Source organism: Myroides sp. DW712 (assembly GCF_046557355.1).
Taxonomy (GTDB): domain Bacteria; phylum Bacteroidota; class Bacteroidia; order Flavobacteriales; family Flavobacteriaceae; genus Flavobacterium.
This window is the reverse complement of record NZ_JBKFDO010000012.1, coordinates 1-22,990: the sequence shown is the minus strand read 5'-3', so window position 1 is coordinate 22,990 and position 22,990 is coordinate 1. Positions and strand designations below refer to the sequence as shown.

The following is a 22,990-nucleotide window of genomic DNA, read 5'->3' as shown; positions in this document are numbered from 1 at the left end:
GAATTCACAAAATGAGAAAATAAAAGATAAAAAAAGGTGTCGTTTAGCAACACCTTTTTTCGTATGTATTAATTCCAAGTACCGAATTTACCCGTGTTAAAATCGTCAAAGGCTTGGAGTAGTTCTTCTTGTGTATTCATGACAAAGGGACCGTAATGTGCAATAGGCTCTTTGATTGGGAGTCCCGCGAGTACTAATACCACCGCGTCTTCTGTTACCTCTACCGTAAATTGTTCACCATCGTGTCCCATAACAGCTACATGATCAAGAAATACCTCTCGTCCGTTGACTTTGATTTGTCCTTCTAGTACTAAGAGTAGGGTAGTGTAGGTTGTCGGGAATTCATAGGTCACTTGCGCACCAGCTTTGGCTTTTAGGTTAGACATATGAATTGGAGTAAAGGTAGTAGCTGGTCCTTTAACCCCTTGGTATTCTCCTGCAATCACTTCAATATACCCTTGCTCGTCAGGTAAGTTGTAATGAGGCATGGCCGTATTTTCAATGGCTTGATAGTTAGGCTTCCCTTTTTTTGCTTCTGCAGGGAGGTTGACCCATAATTGTACCATTTGAAATTCTCCGCCTGTTTTACTCCAGGCTGTTTCGTGAAACTCTTTGTGTAAAACTCCTGAAGCAGCTGTCATCCATTGTACGTCCCCTTCACCGATGATTCCACCACCTCCGCTACTGTCCCCGTGCTCTACACGACCTTTATAGGCAATGGTCACGGTCTCAAATCCTTTGTGGGGGTGAACACCTACACCTCTTGGAATTTCACTCGGTCCAAAATGGTACTTGGAGTTGTAGTCAAACATAATGAAAGGATCCATGCGTTGCATACTCATTCCTGGAATCCCTGGAATAAAATTGTGTACTCGGAAACCATCTCCTACAAAATGGGCCGGTCTCGGTGCTGCGATTTGTTCAATATTCTTTGTTTTCATATCCTTTTAGTTTATACTCAAAGTTAGTTTGAAAGGAGTGAACGAGCACTTAATCTAAAATAAGAAAGGAGGTGAGGTACGTAATGGGTGATGGGGAGGATTTGGGTGAGGATTTGGGTGAGGATTTGGGTGAGGATTTGGTGAGGATTTGGTGAGGATTTGGTGAGGATTTGGTGAGGATTTGGTGAGGATTTGGTGAGGATTTGGTGAGGATTTGGTGAGGATTTGGTGAGGATTTTGGTGAGGGTTTGGTGAGATAGGCCAAAGAACAAACAACAAAAAAGCAAAAAACAAACCGCGCAAAAAAAAAGAACCTCTTATAAAAGAAGTTCTTTTTTAGTATTGAAATTTTTTTCACTCATCACTCATTTTCCATCACGCATCACGCATTACCTATTTACTAGATCCCAGGTGTCGCATGGCTTCTCGAACCATTTTAAACAGTTCAGAAGAATAGACGAAATCCACAACATCTTCGTTGTCTGTTTGGATAATTTCTTTATTGTTTCCTGACCAGGCTAAGACCCCATTCTTTAGGAAGACAATGTGTTCTCCAATTTCCAAAACGGAGTTCATATCATGTGTATTAATAACGGTGGTAATATCGTATTCGTGGGTGATTTCCTGAATCAAGTTGTCAATGACAATGGCCGTTTTAGGGTCTAATCCTGAGTTAGGCTCATCACAGAATAAATACTTAGGGTTATTTACGATAGCGCGAGCAATGGCTACCCTTTTCTGCATTCCTCCTGATATTTCAGACGGTTTCTTTTTATTGGCATTGATTAGTTTTACGCGATTAATTACTTCATTGACGCGATGCATAATTTCTTTGTCACTTTTATTGGTAAACATGCGCATAGGGAAAGCGATGTTTTCTTCTACGGTCATGGAGTCAAAAAGCGCACTACCTTGAAATACCATACCCATTTCGGTACGCAAATCACGGCGTTGGTGTTTATTCATTTCTGCATAGTCTCGTCCATCAAAGATGATTTGTCCTTGATCGTGGGCGTGAATACCCAATAAGGTTTTCAAGAATACGGTTTTTCCTGATCCACTTTGACCAATAATCAAATTGGTTTTCCCTGTTTCAAACGTTGTGGTGATTCCCTTTAAAACCTTCGTGTCATTAAAAGATTTTTCTATGTTTGTTACTTCAATCATCTTGCTAATTACTTAAAAGGAGTGAGGTTAATATATAGTTGGTAAGGATAATGGCCACACTAGTCCAAACAAAGGCCGTTGTACTGGCTTTTCCCACTTCTAAAGCTCCACCTTTCATATAGTATCCAAAGTAGGAAGGAATGGTTGCCAATAAGAAACCAAAAAGGGTTGTTTTGATGAAGGCATAGGTAATGTGAAACGGAATAAATGTATCCTGTAATCCAATGATGAATTGCTCTGAGGTGACAAAATTACCCATTACACCACCAAACCATCCACCTAGAATGCCCAAAAACATACTGATGCCAATGACGAAAGGGTACAACAATACCGCCACCATTTTAGGAAAAACGAGGTAGTTCAATGAGCTGATTCCCATTACTTCAAGAGCGTCAATTTGCTCTGTTACCCGCATGGTTCCAATACTAGAAGTGATAAAAGAACCCATTTTTCCCGCCATAATGATTGAAATGAAGGTAGGGGCAAACTCTAAGATTACTGATTGTCTCGTTGCAAATCCAATCAAATATTTTGGAATTAAGGGATTGGTTAAGTTTAAGGCCGTTTGAATAGCAACAACACCTCCAACGAAAAAAGATAAGAAGCAAACAATTCCGAGAGAACCAATGATTAAATCATCTATTTCTTTGAATATAAGCTCTTTCATTACTTTCCACTTCGTCATTTTGCTAAAAATTTCTTTCAGCATAATGAAGTACTGACCAATATTTGTTAATCCAGTTTTAATCATAAAAAATAAATATCGGCTAAATTACCAATTACAAATGAGTTTTTAGGTTTATAAGTTCAAAAAAGTATCAAAACAACTTCGACTTTATTTTGCTCCAACGGTAGTGGCGAATGAATTTACCTTGCTCTTCGGTAACCAAATAGGCTTCTCGATTCGCTTTGGCTTTGAAATAGCCTTTAATATAATCGAGAAACAAAAGCGGTTTACCTTTTTTAGAGGCTAATTTCACGCTAGCAATGATAGTAATCAACAAGCCATAGTGGAGGCGATAAAAGGCTTCACCTTGTTTATAACGCGCTTTTTTATCATATTGTGCACCGGTGGGTTTAAGGTGTTTGATTTGTAAATCTGGACGCACCAAGATACTCCAGTGGTAGTAGCGACAGAGTAATTCATCTACGGTATCCCATCCCATAGCGGGTTGAAGCCCTCCGATTTGCTGAAAACACGCTTTGCGATATGCCTTAAAAGCCCCTCGAATATGATCCGTATCGGTTAAATTTTCCATTACCCAAGTATCATTTTTTTCTATAAGTGCAACTCCTCCAACCATACCCAGTGTAGGATTGGCGGTGAATTCTTGGATTACAGTTTCGAAATAGTGGGGTGGAAGTATTAAATCGGCATCTAACTTGACGATTACATCATATGCAATTGTTTCTGGCAATAAGGCTAATCCGTGGTTAAAAGCTTGAACAACTTTACTCCCTGGTAAATGGATAGCCGCTGATGTTTTAGTCGTCAGGTGCAACCAAGGGTATTGTGTAGTAAATGCTGCTGCAATAGAGGCTGTTTGATCCGTAGAACTATCATTCACTACTAAAACCCATTCAGGAAGTAAGGTTTGAAGCGCTAAACTCTCCAAGGTTTTCGCGAGGTAAGCGGCTTCATTGTAAGCAGGAATAATAACAATATACTTCATGAAATAGGTAATTTACAAGGGGGATGTTTTTTGAAAGCAACCACTTTCAGTATCCAATCACACAAAAATATAAAAAAATGTAGTTAAGCATCGAATAGCCAGTATATTTGTAGAAACGAATCAAGGAAAGACATACAATGGGGAATGGTATTTCAACCAAACAAGCATTTTTATTTACGCTAATTAACTATTTAGGCGTAGTGATTGGCGTTGTTTCTACGGTCTTGATTTATCCTCAAGATAAAGAAATGCTGGGGATTATTCGCTTTGTAGATGCTTGTGCGCAAATTATGTATCCCATTATTGTATTGGGAAGCACGCATGCTTTGATTAATTTTTATCCTCAATTAGCGGAAAAATTACAGCAAAAATTATTCAGTTATAGCTTAATTTCCCTCGGTAAATTAGCTTGTTGGGTGGGAATCGCTCTGGTGATTATTCGCTTATTTTACGCTGATACTTCTTTTAAATACGTGGTATTTGCTTTTCCATTGGCAATTGCCATGGCGTATATTGAGCTATTTCGCAGACAAGCAACTAATTTGCAAAAAATATCCTTTCCCACTTTTTTTGAAAAAATCATTCCTAAATTGGCATTGCCTGGTATCTTTTTATTAGCGCTTTACACCACCACAACCATTGATCAAGGGTTAGTCTTGTATATTGTTAGTTATGGTTTAATTACCGTGGTTATTGGGGCGTATATTTATAAACTATATCCGTATAAGCTGAGTCGAAATTACCAAGATCTCTTTGATCAGGTCAAGAAAAAGGATTACTATGCCTACAGTCTGTTTGCCTTTGCAGGAAGTTTTGGATCTTTTTTTGCATTTCGCGTGGATTCCTTAATGATTCCGTACTTCATTTCGTATGAAGCCAATGGAACATATAATATTGGGGTTACTTTAGCTTCTACCTTAGCCATTCCAGCTACCGGTGTTTTTGCGCTTTATGCACCAGTAATCTCGGATTTGATTAAAAACGTGCAGTTGAAAAAACTCAATGAGAAGTACAAAGAAGTTGCCCGTGTCATGTTCTTTATCGGTATGCTGTTGTTCTCTTGTGTAGCTGTTGGAATTGATCCTCTATTTCGCTTGTTGCCAACTTATGAAAAACTAGCGCCTTCTATTCCTATTATTTATTTGTTGGGAATAAATGGCGTAATCAATATGTCTACGGGATTCAATTCAGAAATTATTTCCTATTCCAAGTACTACCGTTTTAACCTTGTTTCGATTCTGTTTTTAATGGTGTTGAATGTCGGGATGAATCTTTGGTTTTTAACCCAAACAACCTATGGTATTATGGGAGTTGGACTAGCGTCTTTAATTAGTTTAACCTTGTTTAACCTCGGAAAGGTAATTTACATTTACCTCAAGATGAAATTATGGCCTTTTGATTTTGCGTTTGGCAAGTTGTTTTTATGCATGCTTTTAGCCTTGGGTTTAGGGTTTTATATTCCCTTATTGAACCACAGCTTTTTTTTAACTTTAGTTGTTCGCGTTGGATTTATTTTGCTTTGCAGTGGTTTTTTACTCTTTACAACCAATTGGGTTATTTTAATCCAACAGCGTTTTTTGGCACTAGTAAAACGTTATTGGTCTTAGTTTTCTGGAATTTCCTTTTTCTTGATTTTGGTTAATAGGAGGATGGTCAAAATAATGCAGCTACTGCCCAACCAATCGAGAAACTCAAAGTGAACACCGAAATAGAAAACGGCGATTAACGTAGCGGATAGTGGCTCTGCGCAAGCTAAGAGGCTGGCGCGTTGCGGCCCGATATTGTTAATGGCATCTAAGAAAATATAGAAAGAAATTAAGGTGCCAAATAGGATGATAAAGGCAACGGCCCAAAAAGTTTCCATATCCCAAATACCTGGGAAATGCGTTGGAGGGTATACCAAAGCCATTCCTGTTCCAGCAATTAACATGCTCCATCCAATGATGACAATTGGGCTGTATTCTTTTAGGAGGTGAATGGGTAAAATAGTATAGGCGGCTAGTGCAATGGCGGAGATAATTCCCCAGACTAAGGCCGTCGGTGTGATGGTTAAACTATTAATATCCCCGTGGGTAACAAGTAAAAACGTTCCCAACATTGCTAAGCCAATGGCTAATATTTCAATAGGTTTTGGCCATTTTCTTAGGCGTAAGGCTAAATAAATAGCAATAAATACAGGGCCAATATACTGAAGCACAGTAGCTGTTGCTGCGTTGGAGTGAAAAATGGTGATGAAATAGGAATATTGTACTAAGAGCATCCCCAAGAAACTAAATACAACCAATTGAGCGGCGTATTTTTTATTTTTCCAGATGTGCCATACGTCTTTATCGCCTTTTAGAATACCCAGAGCGAGCATAATACTTCCAGAGATAAGCAGTCGAACGGTAACTAGCCATTCGGCATTGAAGTTTTTTTCGTTGAATAAGAACTGAGCAAATGCTCCTGATACTCCCCAAAGGGCAGCTGCAAAAATAGCCGCTGAAAAACCTAGAAACTTAGTATTTAGTCCCATAATAGGCAATGCGAATTAGTTGTATGATAGAAAAGCAAAGCCGCAAAATGCGGCTAAGCGGCGGCAAAGGTACGTATTTCCTCCTGAATTGGATTCTTTTTTATTTTCCTATTGTGTTTTTTTATTCAAGTGAACTACGTAAAAGATAATTCCCAAAAGACAAATAATAAGTACTAGATATCGAGCACTTAATTGAAATTGGGTGTCGATAGCACCAGAAGAGGAAATTAAAAAACTTGTAAATGAGGTGATTACATAGGTTAATCCCCCCATCAATCCACCTGCTGTTCCTGAATTATTAGGAAAAGTAAGCATGGTTGCCGTGAAAAAATTGTTGAATAAGGTTCCTGAACAAATGTGAATGAAAAATAACCCAAACATCAAGAGATACAAGTTTTCGATATAATAACTAACGCCAAGTAAGAGGAGAATAAGCGTTAATTGGGTATAAATTGGATGCATAATACGCGCTTGAAAGGGAACGTGCATTCTCTTCTTCCCAATGATTCCACCTAACATCCACGAAAAACCTAGGATTAACGTGCAATAGCCAATAACAATGGAGTTTTGCTTGAAGGTGTTTTCGATTAAAAACGGACCTGTAATATTGAATACCATAACAATCGAGTAACTCATCCCTAAAATTAAGATGCCTGTAATGAAGTGAGTATTATTCAACATCATTTTATAGACTTGTAAGGTTTCATTTACATTGAATTTCTTCTTTTCTGGAATACTTTCTCCACTGATGAATAGGTCTAAAATCAAGAGAATACCAGCGTATAGGGCTAGAAAATAAAAATTGGCCTGCCAAGAAAATAACGCATCAAGGTATCCTCCCAGAAAGGGGGCTAAAATAGGACCACACGACCACACGACAGTAAAATAGCTGAGGTAGTGAATCCGTTGTTGTTCTTCGTAAATATCCATAAAAATAGCTCGCGTAGCGATGACTAGAATAGAAATGGCAATTCCTTGTAAGATGCGAAGTAAACAAATGAAGAGAATATCGTTTGTTAAAGCAATGAGTACACTGGAAAGTATGATAAAGAGCAAAGCAACTAAACGCGGTTTATATCGACCAATACTATCGAGGATGCTACCTACAAAAAGTTGAGAAATACCATAGCTTAATAAATAACAAGTTAAGGTCAGTTGTACTTCTTTTTCGGTAATGGCTAAATCATTGGCCATGGAAGGAAAAGAAGGTAAATAGATATCCGTTACAAAGCCGGATAAAGGAATAGAACTAAAAGCGAGTATGGTAGCTAGCTTTTTTCTGCGGTTTGTAGCTTCTCTAAGCATAAGATGAATCGTTGTTTTACGGATACAAAAGTAAAAGAACAACTGCCGAGCTACCTTAAAAAAGACAAAGGTATATTTGTATAAATCAAAGAATTTTAAAATTGGTTTCTAAATTGTAAAGGAGTCTGTTTGACGTGTTTTTTAAAGAAATGAGTAAAATGAGAGGGTTGATCAAAGCCTAAAGTATACCCAACTTGTGCAATATCCCAATCGGTGTTGATCAGTAAGTTTTTGGCTTCCAGTAAAAGGCGTTCGGTCAAGTGTTGAGTAGTTGTTTTTCCTGTTGCCGATTTGATGGAGGAGTTCAAGTGATTGACATGAACGTTGAGCTTGTTGGCGTAGTCCACAGGACGGCGTAACGCCAAAGGATACGCAGGAGAATCTAAAGGAAACTGCTTGTTAACGAGCTGATCAAACAGGCGAAATAAACGCATAGATGCACTTTGTTCCTCTATGGCAATATCTTCCACTTTTAGTTCGAGCGCTTGGTGTAGTAATAAGGCGAGTAAATTTCGGATTACCTCGTACTTAAGCGGGTAATTCGATTGTGCCATGGTGTACATTTGCTGAAAATAAGTATGCGCAATCTCTAATTGAGCAGGGCTTAGAAAAATCAAAGGTTTGCCCCATTCTTTGAATAAAGACGTTTTTTTAAAAGAATCTAAATTTCGATTTTCGGTAAAGAATTCATAATTAAACAAACAAAAATACCCTTCTTGTTTCTTCTCAATACACGTCCAGGAGTAGGGAGTTGTTGGACAAGGTAAGAATAAAGCGGGTCGGTCAATGGTAATCGAATGGCTGCCGTAATGCAATTCTCCTCGACCGATAATAAGTCCTACTTTGTAAAAGTCACGACGATTGTAGGGCGTGGTGAAACTGCAATACTTGCGCATATTAATATTAAAATGCGAAGTCCCCGTTTTATATTCATGAATGTTAAACGCATAATTTTGAGAAAGAGAGGAGGAGGATCTCTCTTTGTAATAATCGGCTATGGTTTCTAAATCTTTACTCATATCACAGTGAATTATAGGGCAATAAAATTACAAAAATCAAATAAAAATTGACGAGTTAAACTCAATGTATTATTTTTTTAGCACTTCCTTGAGCAGCATAGAATTTCAATTAAATTTCTTTTTCTTTTAGTAGCTTCATTCATTTTTTGTTCCTATTTTTCAGTAAATAGAATTAAAAAATAGATTTTTAGTGTGTTTTTTAGGGTATATAATGGGTTTAATGGTTTTTTTGTAATTTTTATAACGCTTTGGTTTGTTTTATTGGCTATAAATTTTAAAAAAGTATATGATTTGAGCATGTGTTTCTAATCGGGGTTTTCAAAAGTGGAATGTTTTTTGTTAGTAGTTCAGCAGAGGATGAACTAAATTTTTTAAAATAAGAAAAAGATAGGTATCAATTTAGATTTCTGTTATAGAAGTTATTTCTGTTAAAGGGGGAATTAATTTCAAATTTTGTAAAAATGGATAAATTAGTTAGAGGATTAGTGCTTGTAACCACCTTAGGGCTTATATTAAATTTGTTTGATGTTTTCAGCTATAGTCATGCGGATTGGGTATGTTATGCCGTATTAGTGCTAAGTGGCTTGTACTTTATCGTTCGTAAATATCGGTTTAGAGATCAATAGAATGAATAATTGCAGCTGGCAGCTTGCAATAATGAGCTATTATGGAATAAAAAAACGCCATCGATTCCGATGACGTTTTTATAGTAAAAATACAAGATGTTAATTTTCAAGGTATGCTTCGATTGGAGCACAAGAACAAACTAAGTTTCTATCTCCGTATGCATCGTCAATACGACGTACTGTAGGCCAGAATTTATTCTCTGCTACGTAGGCTAATGGATAAGCTGCTTTTTGTCTTGAATAAGGTAAATCCCAAGTGTCTGCAGTTAATAAAGCTAATGTATGCGGTGCATTTTTTAGCTCATTTACTGGGTTCTCAATTGTTGCATTTTCAATTTCTTGACGAATAGCAATCATCGCATCACAGAAACGATTGATTTCAGCTAAGCTTTCACTTTCTGTTGGTTCAATCATCAAGGTACCTGCTACAGGGAAAGAAACGGTTGGTGCGTGGAAACCGTAATCGATTAAACGTTTAGCGATATCTGTTACTTCAATTCCTTTCTCTTTGAATTCGCGAACATCAACAATCATTTCGTGTGCTGCGCGTCCTTTTTCACCTGTATATAGAATTGCATAATGCTCTTCTAATCTGGCTTTCATGTAGTTTGCATTAAGGATTGCTGTTTGTGTTACTTTTTTCAATCCCTCTGTACCTAACATTGAAATGTAGCCATAAGAGATTAAACACACTAAAGCAGAACCATAAGGAGCAGATGAAATAGAGGTAATTGCATTTTTACCGCCTACTTGTACTAGTGGATTAGAAGGTAAAAACTCTACTAAATGCTCAGCTACACAGATTGGTCCAACACCAGGTCCACCACCTCCGTGAGGAATAGCAAACGTTTTGTGTAAGTTTAAGTGACATACGTCAGCGCCGATAGAAGCAGGATTCGTGAAACCAACTTGGGCATTCATATTCGCACCATCCATATATACTTGTCCGCCATTATCGTGGATAATTTGTGTAATTTCCATGATAGCGGATTCGTATACACCATGTGTTGAAGGGTAAGTTACCATTAAACAAGATAGGTTGTCTTTGTGTAATTCTGCCTTTTCTCTTAAGTCAGCCACATCGATATTTCCTTCTGGTGTCGTTTTCGTAACTACAACTTTCATTCCCGCCATAGCCGCTGATGCAGGGTTCGTCCCGTGAGCAGATGCTGGAATCAAAGCGATTGTTCGTTGGAAATCACCTCTTGAGTGGTGGTATGCGCGAATAGCCATTAATCCAGTATATTCACCTTGTGCACCAGAGTTTGGTTGAAGTGTAGTTCCAGCAAATCCTGTGATAACGCTTAATTTATTTTCTAAATCTTTCAACATTTCAATATACCCTTGTGCTTGATCAAGTGGAGCAAAAGGGTGAATATTGTTCCATTGCCCGTTGCTCAACGGTAGCATTTCTGCCGCCGCATTCAATTTCATAGTACAAGATCCTAAAGAAATCATCGATTGATTTAACGCTAAATCTTTGCGTTCTAAACGCTTGATGTAACGCATTAACTCTGTTTCAGAGTGGTAGCTATTGAATACGTCATGCTCTAAGAATTTAGAGGTACGTTTTAATTTTGCAGGGTAATTGACTGCTTCTTCGTTTAAAGCGGTAATAGTAAAGGCTTCTTTACCTGTTGCTTGAGCGAAAATAGCGATAATTGTATTGATGTCGTTTACATTTACTGTCTCATTTAAAGAGATAGAAATTGTATTAGCATCAATATAGTAGAAGTTTACTTGATTTGCTTCCGCAATTGGTCTCACTTTCGCTGCGTCAGCTTTTACAACGATGGTGTCGAAGTAAGCTGTATTGGTTTGTTCAATACCTAATTTTTCTAAGTTTTCAGCTACAGTATTGGCTTTAGCGTGTACTTGGTTTGCGATGAAACGAAGTCCGTTTGGACCGTGATAAACCGCGTAGAAACTCGCCATCACAGCTAATAATACTTGAGCTGTACAAATATTTGAGGTTGCTTTTTCGCGTTTGATGTGTTGTTCACGGGTTTGTAAGGCCATACGCAAGGCTCTGTTTCCGTCTGCATCTTTAGAAACTCCAATGATACGGCCTGGCATACTGCGTTTGTACTCCTCTTTTGTAGCGAAGAAACCAGCGTGAGGTCCTCCAAATCCTAGCGGAATACCGAAGCGTTGTGTTGTTCCAACTACTACGTCAGCTCCCATTTCTCCTGGAGAAGTTAAAGTTACTAATGACAAGATATCTGCTGCAACTGCAACCTTAATATCTTTTGTCTTAGCTGTATTAATGAAATCAGCATAATCATATACTTGACCGTATTTTCCTGGGTATTGTAAGATTGCTCCAAAGAAATCTTCTGAGAAATCAAACGTTTGGTGATCACCTACCACTAATTCGATTTCGAAAGGAACCGAACGCGTTTGTAATACAGAAAGGGTTTGAGGTAAAATTTCTTCAGAAACGAAGAATTTTAAGGCGTTGTTTTTCTTTTGATCTCTTGTACGAACATCGTATAATAACATCATCGCTTCAGCTGCAGCAGTACCTTCATCTAAAAGAGAAGCATTGGCAATTTCCATTCCAGCTAGTTCAATAACTGTTGTTTGGAAATTTAATAAAGCCTCTAAACGACCTTGTGCAATCTCCGCTTGGTAAGGTGTATACGCGGTGTACCAACCAGCGTTTTCAAATACGTTGCGAATAATAGGTGCAGGGCTAACGGATTCGTTATATCCTAATCCAATATAAGAACGAAAAATTTTGTTTTTGTTGCCTAAGTTTTGAATATAAGATAAATACTCATATTCGGTCATTGCAGGAGCAAGATTTAAATCTTGTTTTAAGCGAATTGAAGTTGGAAAAGTCTCATCGATTAATTGTTCAATGTTGTCAACTTTCACAGTTTTAAACATTTGTGCCATGTCCTCAGCACGAGGACCAATGTGTCTTAAAGCAAATGCATTTGTTTTCATTTGGGCAAAATAATAAGTTGTGTATAAGCATACAAAAATAACCATTAATCTGAGATAAATTAAGTATATTCCTAGTAATTTTGTTAATCTAAATTTTGAGTGGATTTAGGTCTAAAAAATAAACATGAGAAAAGTCTTAGGTAATGTAGTTGATTTTTATCTGAAAGCGAGTATTCACGTTTCGTTTGCCGTTTTTGCCTTGGTGCAAATGACCTTCTATTTCTGTCGTTTGCCCGTTGATTGGACCGTGTCTTTGCTCGCCTTTTCTGGAACTTTGTTTTCCTATAACTTTATCAAATATGCTGATTATGTAGTGGCGCATCGACAACAGCTATCTACCAAGATGAAGGCTATTCTTGTACTTAGTGGAATTGCCTTGCTTGTCGGGATGCTTAGTTTTTTCTTTTTAACCACAAAAGCGCAACTCGTTACCTTGGCTCTATTGATTTTAGCGGTGCTATATGCCGTTCCTATCTCCAAGCGAATTCCCAATTTGCGCAATTGGTCGGGTCTGAAGGTGTATATTGTCTGCTTGTGCTGGGCTACCGTGACGTTGATTATTCCCGTTTTTAACGCGGGAATCGAACTATCATTGGATATATGGATCAAATTTTTGCAGCGTTTTATCTTAGTGTTAATTCTAATTGGCATATTTGAAATCGTCGACTTACAATATGATGAGAAGTATTTGAAGACCATTCCCCAATTGTTAGGAACCCGCAAAACAAAACTAGTGTTAGCACTTTTGTTGATTCCCTTTTTTGTTATTGAGTTCTTTAAAGTTGGTTTTCAACCTATTCAAGCGTGGAATAATGCAATTATTGTCGGAATAACTTTGCTCTTTATTGGGTTAGCTTCGCCTAAGCGAAGTTGGTATTTTAGCTTGTTTTGGGTAGAAAGTGTCCCTATTTATTGGTGGATTTTGGTACTCTTAGAAGGCTAAGTAGAAAGGTGTGTAACCTGTTTTTTCACAATCTTTTACTAGACAATTTTTAGCTGTGTCTAAAAAAATCGTATATTTGTAAGCATAAAAAACAACAAAAATGATACAACTTGTAAACGAAGTTCAATCCAACGGAAATATCGTTTTCGTTTTAGGAAATGACAATACTGTTGAAGTTCCAGCGCTTTTAAATGATTTTGCACAAGCATTTGAAGCTGGAGAAAAAGAAGAAGATTTTGCAAAAATCGGAAATCAATATTTCTTTTTTGTAAAGGAGAACACGAATTTAGAAAAGATGCGTTTGGCTGGATTCAACATCCGCAAACAATTAGATAAAAAAGCAAATAACCTAGTTATTGTAGGAAATGGAGAAGCTACTTTGGCTTTGACAGAAGGAATTGCGCTTTCAAACTACCAGTTTTTGAAGTATTTCAAAGAAGCGGAAACAATGAAATTTGCTTTAACTACAATTGGGGTTAAAGGAAACTTTGAAGCGAAACAAATCAGCGATTTAAATCACACCATCCAAGCGGTTTATTGGGCGCGTACTATGGTAAATGAGCCCGTAAGCTTTTTGACAGCATCCCAATTGGCAAAGGAAATTGAAGCGTTGGGAAATGAAGCGAAATTTTCAGTACAAGTTTTAGGTAAAAATGAGATTGAAGCCTTGAGAATGGGTGGTTTATTAGCAGTAAATAAAGGATCTGTAGAGCAACCGACTTTTACAATTATGGAATATAAACCAGCCAATCCAATCAACAAAAAACCAATTGTTTTAGTTGGTAAAGGTGTGGTGTATGATACAGGAGGGTTGAGCTTAAAACCAACCGCAGGATCGATGGACTCCATGAAGAGCGATATGGGAGGAGCAGCTTGTATGGCTGGAACTATTTACGCTGCTGCTTTGAATCAACTGAATGTACACGTAATAGGTTTAATCCCTGCAACAGATAACCGCCCTGGTGGAGATGCTTATGCTCCAGGTGATGTGATTACCATGTATGATGGTACAACTGTTGAGGTATTGAATACGGATGCTGAAGGTCGTATGATCTTAGGGGATGCTATTGCATATGCAGCGCAATACGAACCAGAAGTAATTATTGATGCAGCAACTTTAACGGGAGCAGCGCTAGTAGTTGCTGGCGATATCGCTTCTTGTATTATGGGGAATGACGAAAAAACAATGCAAGCGATTGTCGCTTCTGGATATAAAGTACACGAGCGTTTAGCACAATTGCCGTTCTGGGATGATTATAAAGATTTATTGAAATCAAGCGTAGCTGACATGAAAAATATAGGTGGACGTTTTGCCGGAACTATTACAGCAGGTAAATTCCTAGAGCATTTTGCTAAGGCACCTTATGTTCATATTGATATTGCAGGACCAGCTTGGATGGATGCACCAAGAGATTACAAAGGAAATGGAGGAACAGGAAGTGGAATCCGTACTTTAGTTGATTTCTTAGCGAATTATAAAGCCTAGTTTTGTATATTTGACGATATAAAAGCAGTAAATGTTGAGTTTACTGCTTTTTTTATTTAGAGATGGGAGATGAGTTGACAGTTGACGGTTGATGGTAAATTGTCTTACATAAAAGTAAATCTCACAAAACACAAAAAACAACTCACAAAAAACAAAGCACAAAGCACAAAGCACAAAGAAACATGGAAAATATAGCAATGGAATTTCAAGCCGTTACCCCAGAAAACATACACCATATTCGTCCCTTAGCGGAGAAAATTTGGCAAAAAACCTATGGACCTTTATTAGACCCTGCACAAATTGAGTATATGTTACCCATGATGTATAGTAATGAGCGCATCACCAATGAAATCCAAGACGGATATATTTGGGAGTTATTTGTGGTTGAAAATCAAGTTTTAGGTTATTTAGATTATAAGCTAATGGAAGACAATCGCGTGTTCTTGTCTAAGATTTATTTGGATACCGATCAGCAACAAAAAGGATTAGGCAAGATTATGCTACAACATGTTGCCAACTTTGCCCAAGATAGCAAAGCAGATGCGGTATATTTAACGGTGAATAAATACAATGCCAAAGCGATTGAATTTTATGAACGCAACCAATTTCAATGCATTGAGTCTAAAACGTTCGATATTGGAAATGGCTATGTGATGGATGATTATATTTATCAATTGACCTTGTAACGATGAGAGGTTCAGGATGCTTAGTGGCCTTGTTTGGTTTGTTATTTTATACCATAGGGCAAGCACAGGAAATAATTCCATTTAAAATGAATGGGCATTACAATATCTTGGTGGAGGGAATCATCAATCAAAAAGATACCGTTGATTTAATGTTTCAAATAGCAATGCGAGAAGCTTCTTTAGCGCCTAATCGAACCCATTCAGTGAAATCTGTGGTATTTGATACGACCGATTTCCCAGATGGATTGAGTAAGGGAAACCGCATTCAAGTAGGGAAAACGGTAGTAGAGCCTATTTGGATTTGGGATAATGAATACACAGGAAATGGAGCAGAAGGTAAAATTGGTACCCAGTTGTTTGGCAATCAAATTTTCAAAATCAATTATGATGCGTCTCAATTTGAGCTATATGATACACTCCCAGATACAACAGGTTTTATTGCCTTGCCTTTAGAACAAAAAAATGGGCAATTATTTGTTGAGGTGGTCAGTACGGTGGGAGAAAAAGAAATACAGACAAAAGTCCTGTTACAATCTGGATTTTCAGGGGCTATTTTGTTTAATAATGAGCTAGCTGATGAATACCATTTAGCAAAAACACTACCGCGTTTAGAAGAAAAAACAATGTTGAATTCAGCGGGTCAAAAGTTGACGAGTTTAGTCTGCGAAATACCAGCGATCACAGTAGGCGGTATTCGCTTTGAGACCGCTCCTGTTCAGGTCTTTACTGGAGAGATAAAAAATCAAACCACCAGTTATATGGGGGCAGACCTCATTCATCGTTTCAATTGGATCATCGATAAAAAAGGAGGCTATGCTTATATCCAAACGAATGTGTATTTTAAGGATTCGTATTATTTTATGAATAGAAAGGAGTAAGAATACCTCAAAAATATCCCTTAACGCTTTTTTAATTTAAAGATATGTACCCTCTACAATTTTAGCGCTGAAACTCACGAGAACATTGAAGGTTCGTGTAGAAGATTTGTTCGAATTAGAAGAAATAGATTAGCGTATTATTTTTATTTAGTTTAAATAATTTAGTATCTTAGCGCAAGAATATAAATACAATTACAATGAGTACAGATACACTTAATCCAAACTTCGACCAACATAAAGTAAAACCAAAAGCACCTAAAGTAGAAGAGCTTATTAATGAATGCAAATCAGTAATGATTGCTTCATTAAACGAAGATGGTTCTCCTTTGGTTAGTACAGCACCTTATTCAAGAGTAGGAAATGAGTTCCAAATCTTGGTATCCTTTATGGCTAAGCATACGAAAAACTTAAGAGATCGCAAAAAAGTATCTTTTATGTTTGTAGAAGATGAAAGTACATCCAAACAATTGTACGCAAGACACCGTTTAACGATTGAAACCGAAGCAGAACTAATTGGTAAAGAAAATCCAGTATACGAGCAAGCGATGGTTGACTTAAGAGCGAGACACGGAAAAGTAATCGAGGTTTTAGGAAACTTAGAAGACTTTATCATGTTCAATTTAAAGCCAATCAAAGGATCATATGTAAATGGATTTGGAAGTGCTTATTTTGTAGATGAAAACTTACAAGTAATCGAACACAGACATGGGGCTCACGGGCAACACAATGTAGATGTAAAAAAATAATATAATTTTTCTTGTTGAGATAAAAAAAGTCTTTAGTGTTGTGCTAAAGACTTTTTTATTGTTCTAACCTAATGAACTAGCTGTAATTAATTTAGCGTTTTCTGTTTTTCTAGTTTTTCAACTAAATCTTCCATTTCTATTTTTTTAGTTACTAGATAATAAATGTATTGTTCTAAAGAATAGGTTCTTTCAATTACGATATCTTGCTGTTTAACGGTATTTATTCGTAATAATTTAGCTAGTTTTGTTTCTCCTTGAGTTAAAGTATATAGATCAAATAATTGCAGTTGTTGTTTTACTTTTTTTCCTTCAATATCATAGTTAACTTCAATTAAACGATGGGTTAATTTTCTTTTCGGTTGAAATAAAAGAGCATCTCCAAAATCAAAGAATTTAGCTTCTATTGCGGTACTAACAAATTTACGAATTCGATTTTTGGTTGTATCAATTTCAAAAAGCCAATAATTGTCCCAAGTATCGTTATAGACATAATAGTCTTGATTTATTTTTTTTACTTTGAGTTTTTTTAGAATTTTTAATAATGAATAAAATTGTTTTTTATTACTAAAAAAAAAGTAGTGTAAACGCTCATTAGTTACAGGACTTGTTGCTATGGGATCAGCTATTTTAGTATACTTCATTAATTGGCTAGAGAGAATGAAAGAAGTATTGTAAAACGTAAAGTTTTTAACATATCCTTCTTCTTGTGACAAACGGTTTCCTAAAGTATCATTTTCATAGATTGTTCCTTTGTAATAGTAGTATTGTTCTTTAAAAGGATCTATACTATATTGTTGATAGGAGTTTTTTAGAATAGCTATAAGCTCTTCTTTAGCATCTTTTTTTACTTCAATAATAATAGGGTTTAGAAGTTCATCGATGCAAATGACAGCTTGATTTATTGTAGGAATTATACCATATGCAGGATGTGCTAAAACGATATCTTGAATGGAAGGTGGGAGATCAATTTTTCCGTCGGAATCCGTGGTACCGATGACCTGATTATTGACCGCATTGTAAATAATGGCATTGAAGATTGGTTGTTGGGTTTTGCAATCTTTTACTAGGATTTGAGCATAAACATAAGGTAGTCCAAGAAGGAAAAAATAGAGTAGTAGGTGTTTTTTCATGCAGGTTAAATTTTAATACAAGAGCGAAGATCATGTGATTTTCGCTCTTGGGATTATCATTTAGGGTAAAAGAGAGTAGTATTTTAGACCGTATCGTAGTGTAGCCATTTTGAGTAACAACGCTTCCCTCATGGTAGATGCTAAATCTGCATCGTCAATAAGTTGTGTTTCCATAGTTGTGGAATAGGTGATGAATGACGCTAAATCTTCTTCTTTCGTTACTTCGTACGCTCGTTCATATAATTGTGAAATTTCAATGAATTTTAAATCTGATTTATTATCCGTAAGCGGAAACACGCGACGGTAATATGCATCACCTTCAGTATAACTTTCTCCTTCCAGAAGTTCTAGTGTTTGGTTGAGTTTTCGAATATCCAGTGAAGAATCAAAGGTTTGTGTGGGATAAAGGGCAGATAATTCTTTAAGTATAGCATCCTTAAGCATACTATATTGTTTATCTGGATCGGTAATTAGCTTAAAATTCACCCCATTATTTAATACGTTATTAATCACTACGTAGTGATTATATCCAGCTAAATCGAAGGTGTTTTCAGAAAAGGCTACTTCCTTTAGTCTGGTAAGATCCGAAATACCAGTTGTGAAATTATCTCCTGTAGCATAATTAGAAGGTTGAAAGATTTCCATAACAGAAGCGGCTACAGCTCCCCATAAAGCTCCATTTATATTACCTGTAGAAAGTCCTCCGCTAAGCCCTCCACTGGCATCTTTTCGAGCAATTTTCTTTACTTTATTCCAAAGGTTACCCCAAAAACCAGTAGTAGTGTAGGTATGAGGTTGTTCTACCCTTTGAATACTGCTAAGGTATTCTTGGGTGATTTGTTCATAAGAAACCGTATTTTGTATCCTATGATCTGCTGTTAATTCGCTCTGTTTCTCACAAGAAACAAGAATGAAAATCAATAGTACAGGGACTATTATTTGGGTAATTTTTTTCATGGATTCTTTTTTTTGAAGATTAATAAAAACCTTACGTTTTGAACGTCTTAGGTTACGAAAGACTTATCTTGCAAGACGCTTAGGTAAACTTCAAAATGTAAGCCAAAATTTCCCGAAATTTGAATCTTTATGGTAATAACTATTTCTTATTTGTAAATTGTAACTTATTGATTTATAGTTTTTTTTATGAAGTTTGACGATATAGGAACAGAATAAGGGGCTAATAAGAACGAAAAAAAACACGCTGTGTAGCGTGTTTTTTGTATGTTTTTAGGTGGACTGTTGTTTACTAAATGCAATCACCAAGGTGACGGAGAGCAGGACAAAAAATAGTCCTAAGGCAGACATCCAATCAAAAAATTCGCCGAAGAACAACGTTCCTACGAGCACTGCAACCACTGGTTCCATAGAACCCAGAATAGAGGTTACTGTAGAACCTGCGTGTTTTACAGCTAAAACTAAACACAAATCAGAGATAAACGTGGCAAAGAATCCCAACAAAATTAAATTTATCCAGTCCGCGCGTAAAGTAATGGCATCAATGCCTGTGGTTAAAAGAGCATAAAACAAAAAGATGAAGCACCCCATAAGTAAAACGTAAAAGGTCAACGAATCAAAGTTCATATTGGAAATCCTCGATTTATTTAGGCCAACGATATATAAACCATAGGTGAATATGGTCAAGGAAGCTAAAATCAATCCTTTGAATAGTGCCGGAGAGGCTTCGCCATGCCAACACATCATACCCACACCGATAAGGGAGAGCATTGAGGCAATCAACAATACGGTTGATTTCTTTTCCTTAAAGAATAAAATCATGACAATACTGACAAAAAGCGGATATAAAAAGTGTACGGTGGTTGCTAATCCACTGGCGATGTATTCATAGGAGTCGACAATGAACTTGGCTGTTGCGGCATATAGTAAAGCCAAGAAAAAGACGACTGCTAAATCCTGAATCGAAATTTTTAAACTTGTTTTCTTGTAGATACAAACAGCACCCATCGTTGCTGAGGAAAACAAAAATCGATAAAATAGAATGGTCGGTATGCCGATAGCCGCCACTCCTTCTGGTCGCAAGCTCGGTACTAAGAGTGGTAGCGAAAACAACGGAACCAATCCAAACGTACCCGAGGAAATCAAAGCGAACAAAATTCCTTTCAGGTTTTTCATTGTAAATATAGTATATAAAAATTCCGCGCAAAGATACAGTTTCTCCTTAGAGCACAATAATCGCTAGCTTGTATTATCAACCTGCTACTAAGAAGGGTATTTGCTTGTGAAGGAGCCTTGTTGTTTTAGCGAATAAAAATCAACTCCTTACTTTATCTCTGAATATCATCCGAATCGAATAATCAATCCGTTGACTTTTTCTGTTTTTTATTTTTACAAAAGCTGTACTTTTACGTCTTTGGTCGCTTTTTTAATCCCAATGTCCTATGAAATTACTTGTATTTAGCTGCTTCTTTTTGTTTCTGTATAGCAGTGCTAGCTATGCCCAACACTTAACGGATTGGCAAATAGAAAACTTGAAAGGCAAAGTGAAGCAAATGACCAGCATCATTCAGGTGATAGAGGGCGATACATATAAAAAAGAAGTGTTTTACTTTGATGAACGAGGTTTTCTTACGCGAAAAGAAATTTTTGTTGGTATAAAAGAAAGAGGAGAGGAAGAGGTCAGCAGGTACAATAAAATTGGTGAGCTTCAAAATTTCGAATACCAAGAACAAAAGCGCCAGGGAATGAGTTTACAAGCGAATGGTAGTAAGGCGGCGGATTTTGTTCAGCAGTGGCAGGATGAACAACATTGCCAGCTGCATTATACGTATCACGATGCACCAGAAAAAAAAGGAGTCATGCAATACGTTTTTTCCAACAAAGCTAAGCTAGAAGAAATGTATTTCATCTTGAGAGATATGGAAGTTAATGAAGTCTTGTTTGAGTCGAAGTCTATCTTTCAATACGATAGCATAGGCCAAGTAAATAAAATGGAACAGCACATTGAGCAACCATATGGAGATACCCTACTCCATCGGTTCATTACTACCAATGTCGATGCCCAGGAAAATGTAGTACAGCGATTAGAATATGATGAAAATAGTACACTTTTTGCGAGAATCTTATATTCTTATGTGTATTATGAGTAAGCCGCTGAGGGTGTAATTACAGATTATTTGCTCTAAAGAGAAGTGAAAAAGAGTTGTTTAAATGTAGAGATTCGAGTATTTTGTCACAAACAAATGAAACCTAAAAAAACATGAAGTTTACCCCTTTGTTCAACCGAACAGTAAAACACAGTCTATTGGGGATTGCCCTTATATCGAGTAGCTTAACAGTGGTTCAAGCCCAAACCCAAGACCCTATTGTAGAAGCGATAGTTAAAGAAGGAACTGCTAATTCTCAATTGAAAACCTATGCCTTTGAGTTGCTAGACGAAATCGGTCCTCGTTTGGTGGGAACACCCCAAATGATGCAAGCACATAATTGGGTCAAAGATACCTATGAAAAGATGGGATTGGACGCGAGAAATGAAGCTTATGGAACCTGGAAAGCTTGGGAAAGAGGAACGTCTCAAATTACGATGACCGCTCCTCGAATTAAATCGCTAGAAGGAACACAATTAGCTTGGAGTCCTGCAACGAAAAAAAATGGCGTTGAAGGAGAAGTCATTGTCTTAGTAGATGCTCAATCCAAAGCCGATTTCGAAGCTTGGCTACCCACTGTAAAAGGTAAATACGTGATGATTTCTCAACTGCCTCCAAGTGGACGACCAGACTACCAATGGAAAGAGTACGCCACGGCGGAGTCGTACGAGAAAATGAAAAAAGAAAGAGAAGCGATAGAACAAGCGTGGAATCAACGCATAGCCAATACAGGATATACGGCCAAAGAATTGCCTAAAGTATTGGAAAAAGCAGGAGCTGCAGGGGTGGTCATGTCTTTTTGGACGGGAATTATGGGGGCAAACCGAATTTTTGGTGCACAAACGACACAAGTACCAACTATCGATTTGGCCTTAGAAGATTACGGTTTGTTGTATCGTTTGGCAGAAAAAGGCAAAGCGCCAAGAATCAACGTCAATGTACAGTCGAAAAATTTGGGAATTGCACAAACCTATAACACCATTGCTGAATTAAAAGGAACAGAAAAAGCAGATGAATATGTTATTTTATCCGCTCATTTGGATAGTTGGGACGGGGGAACAGGAGCCACAGACAATGGAACGGGAATCATCACCATGATGGAAGCAGCGCGTATATTAAAACAAGTACTACCACATCCCAAACGAACGATTTTAATTGGAAACTGGGGAAGCGAAGAACAAGGACTTAATGGATCTCGTGCTTTTGTTGCTGATCATCCCGAATTGCTAGAAAAAATACAAGTGGTGTTTAATCAAGATAACGGAACGGGGCGAATTGCCAACATAACAGGTCAAGGATTTTTACATGCTTATGACTTTCTTGGACGATGGTTGTCTGCAGTTCCTGATACGTATAAAAAAGATTTAAAAACACATTACCCAGGTTCTCCATCTGGAGGAGGTTCAGATCATGTATCTTTTGTCAGTAAAGATATCCCAGGGTTTATGATGAGTTCTTTGAGTTGGGGATATGGGAATTATACCTGGCATACCAATCGCGATACAGCCGATAAAATTGTTTTTGACGACATACAAAATAATGCCATTCTTTTAGCAATTATGGCGTATAAAGCAAGTGAAGAAGCTGAATTGGTTTCGAGAGAAAAAATTGTTCTACCTACCAATGACAAAGGAGAACAACAGCAATGGCCAGAGCCTAAAGAACCACAACGCAATTCAAATCATTATTAATAAGAAAAGAGGCTGTCTAAAAAGCCTAAAAAACAAAAACCCCGTCTAAAAAAGGCGGGGTTTTTTCATTGTTTGTCCTCAAAAATAATTATCTTCAAGGTGCACCCAAACAATAAGAAAGACAAATATAA

At 37.1% G+C, this 22,990-nt stretch carries 19 protein-coding genes; 8 read left to right on the top strand and 11 right to left on the bottom strand.

Going from position 1 to position 22,990, the window contains the following annotated elements; all coding sequences use genetic code 11:
* Positions 1–68 precede the first annotated feature (68 nt).
* From ACLJX0_RS10620 to ACLJX0_RS10605, 4 genes are all read right to left on the bottom strand, one after another.
* Entirely contained in the window at positions 69–941 is an 873-nt protein-coding gene (locus tag ACLJX0_RS10620; protein WP_410880326.1) for a pirin family protein, read from the bottom strand.
* A gap of 393 nt (positions 942–1,334) precedes the next feature.
* Positions 1,335–2,108, bottom strand: coding sequence for an ABC transporter ATP-binding protein (locus ACLJX0_RS10615; RefSeq protein WP_410880324.1), 774 nt, complete (start codon positions 2,106–2,108; stop codon positions 1,335–1,337).
* A gap of 4 nt (positions 2,109–2,112) precedes the next feature.
* Positions 2,113–2,859, bottom strand: coding sequence for an MlaE family ABC transporter permease (locus tag ACLJX0_RS10610; protein WP_410880323.1), 747 nt, complete (start codon positions 2,857–2,859; stop codon positions 2,113–2,115).
* Positions 2,860–2,926: 67 nt separating this feature from the next.
* Positions 2,927–3,781 (bottom strand): glycosyltransferase family 2 protein, encoded by an 855-nt coding sequence (locus ACLJX0_RS10605; RefSeq protein ID WP_410880321.1) that lies wholly within the window; start codon positions 3,779–3,781, stop codon positions 2,927–2,929.
* Positions 3,782–3,918: 137 nt separating this feature from the next.
* Here ACLJX0_RS10605 and ACLJX0_RS10600 point away from each other — a divergent pair, with 137 nt between their 5' ends.
* Positions 3,919–5,388 (top strand): lipopolysaccharide biosynthesis protein, encoded by a 1,470-nt coding sequence (locus ACLJX0_RS10600; protein ID WP_410880319.1) that lies wholly within the window; start codon positions 3,919–3,921, stop codon positions 5,386–5,388.
* On the opposite strand, the gene ACLJX0_RS10595 is transcribed toward ACLJX0_RS10600, so the two are convergent.
* From ACLJX0_RS10595 to gcvP, 4 genes are all read right to left on the bottom strand, one after another.
* Positions 5,385–6,296 carry a DMT family transporter gene (locus tag ACLJX0_RS10595; RefSeq protein WP_410880317.1) on the bottom strand — a complete coding sequence of 304 codons (912 nt, stop codon included), beginning with the start codon at positions 6,294–6,296 and terminating at the stop codon, positions 5,385–5,387. The two genes, ACLJX0_RS10600 and ACLJX0_RS10595, sit on opposite strands and share 4 nt — an antisense overlap.
* 108 nt (positions 6,297–6,404) lie before the next feature.
* Positions 6,405–7,601 carry an MFS transporter gene (locus ACLJX0_RS10590; RefSeq protein ID WP_410880315.1) on the bottom strand — a complete coding sequence of 399 codons (1,197 nt, stop codon included), beginning with the start codon at positions 7,599–7,601 and terminating at the stop codon, positions 6,405–6,407.
* Positions 7,602–7,696: 95 nt separating this feature from the next.
* Positions 7,697–8,620, bottom strand: a complete 924-nt coding sequence (locus ACLJX0_RS10585) for a helix-turn-helix domain-containing protein (RefSeq protein WP_410880314.1) — start codon at positions 8,618–8,620, stop codon at positions 7,697–7,699.
* A gap of 725 nt (positions 8,621–9,345) precedes the next feature.
* Entirely contained in the window at positions 9,346–12,198 is a 2,853-nt protein-coding gene (gene gcvP, locus ACLJX0_RS10580) for an aminomethyl-transferring glycine dehydrogenase (protein WP_410880312.1), read from the bottom strand.
* A gap of 124 nt (positions 12,199–12,322) precedes the next feature.
* Here gcvP and ACLJX0_RS10575 point away from each other — a divergent pair, with 124 nt between their 5' ends.
* The 5 genes from ACLJX0_RS10575 (at position 12,323) to ACLJX0_RS10555 (ending at position 16,937) form a co-directional block, all read left to right on the top strand.
* On the top strand, positions 12,323–13,141 hold the full coding sequence (locus ACLJX0_RS10575) for a hypothetical protein (RefSeq protein WP_410880310.1): 819 nt from the start codon (positions 12,323–12,325) through the stop codon (positions 13,139–13,141).
* A gap of 100 nt (positions 13,142–13,241) precedes the next feature.
* The gene (locus tag ACLJX0_RS10570) at positions 13,242–14,627 is read left to right on the top strand and encodes a leucyl aminopeptidase family protein (RefSeq protein ID WP_410880308.1); all 1,386 of its coding nucleotides are present in this window, start codon (positions 13,242–13,244) and stop codon (positions 14,625–14,627) included.
* A gap of 182 nt (positions 14,628–14,809) precedes the next feature.
* Positions 14,810–15,313: a GNAT family N-acetyltransferase gene (locus ACLJX0_RS10565; RefSeq protein WP_410880306.1), complete on the top strand. Its 504-nt coding sequence runs from the start codon at positions 14,810–14,812 to the stop codon at positions 15,311–15,313.
* 2 nt (positions 15,314–15,315) lie between these two features.
* Positions 15,316–16,191, top strand: a complete 876-nt coding sequence (locus tag ACLJX0_RS10560) for a hypothetical protein (protein WP_410880304.1) — start codon at positions 15,316–15,318, stop codon at positions 16,189–16,191.
* 197 nt (positions 16,192–16,388) lie between these two features.
* Positions 16,389–16,937, top strand: a complete 549-nt coding sequence (locus ACLJX0_RS10555) for a HugZ family protein (protein ID WP_410880303.1) — start codon at positions 16,389–16,391, stop codon at positions 16,935–16,937.
* 86 nt (positions 16,938–17,023) lie between these two features.
* Here ACLJX0_RS10555 and ACLJX0_RS10550 read toward each other — a convergent pair whose 3' ends face one another.
* The 3 genes from ACLJX0_RS10550 to ACLJX0_RS10540 form a co-directional block, all read right to left on the bottom strand.
* Positions 17,024–18,067: a hypothetical protein gene (locus tag ACLJX0_RS10550; protein WP_410880301.1), complete on the bottom strand. Its 1,044-nt coding sequence runs from the start codon at positions 18,065–18,067 to the stop codon at positions 17,024–17,026.
* A 60-nt stretch (positions 18,068–18,127) separates the two neighbouring features.
* A complete protein-coding gene (locus ACLJX0_RS10545; RefSeq protein WP_410880299.1) occupies positions 18,128–19,024 on the bottom strand; it encodes a hypothetical protein in 897 nt (298 codons plus the stop codon).
* A gap of 270 nt (positions 19,025–19,294) precedes the next feature.
* A complete protein-coding gene (locus tag ACLJX0_RS10540; RefSeq protein ID WP_410880297.1) occupies positions 19,295–20,197 on the bottom strand; it encodes a DMT family transporter in 903 nt (300 codons plus the stop codon).
* Positions 20,198–20,463: 266 nt separating this feature from the next.
* On the opposite strand from ACLJX0_RS10540, the gene ACLJX0_RS10535 reads away from it, so the two are divergent.
* Positions 20,464–21,171, top strand: coding sequence for a hypothetical protein (locus ACLJX0_RS10535; RefSeq protein ID WP_410880295.1), 708 nt, complete (start codon positions 20,464–20,466; stop codon positions 21,169–21,171).
* Between the two features lie 110 nt (positions 21,172–21,281).
* Positions 21,282–22,859 (top strand): M20/M25/M40 family metallo-hydrolase, encoded by a 1,578-nt coding sequence (locus tag ACLJX0_RS10530; protein WP_410880293.1) that lies wholly within the window; start codon positions 21,282–21,284, stop codon positions 22,857–22,859.
* Positions 22,860–22,990 lie beyond the last annotated feature (131 nt).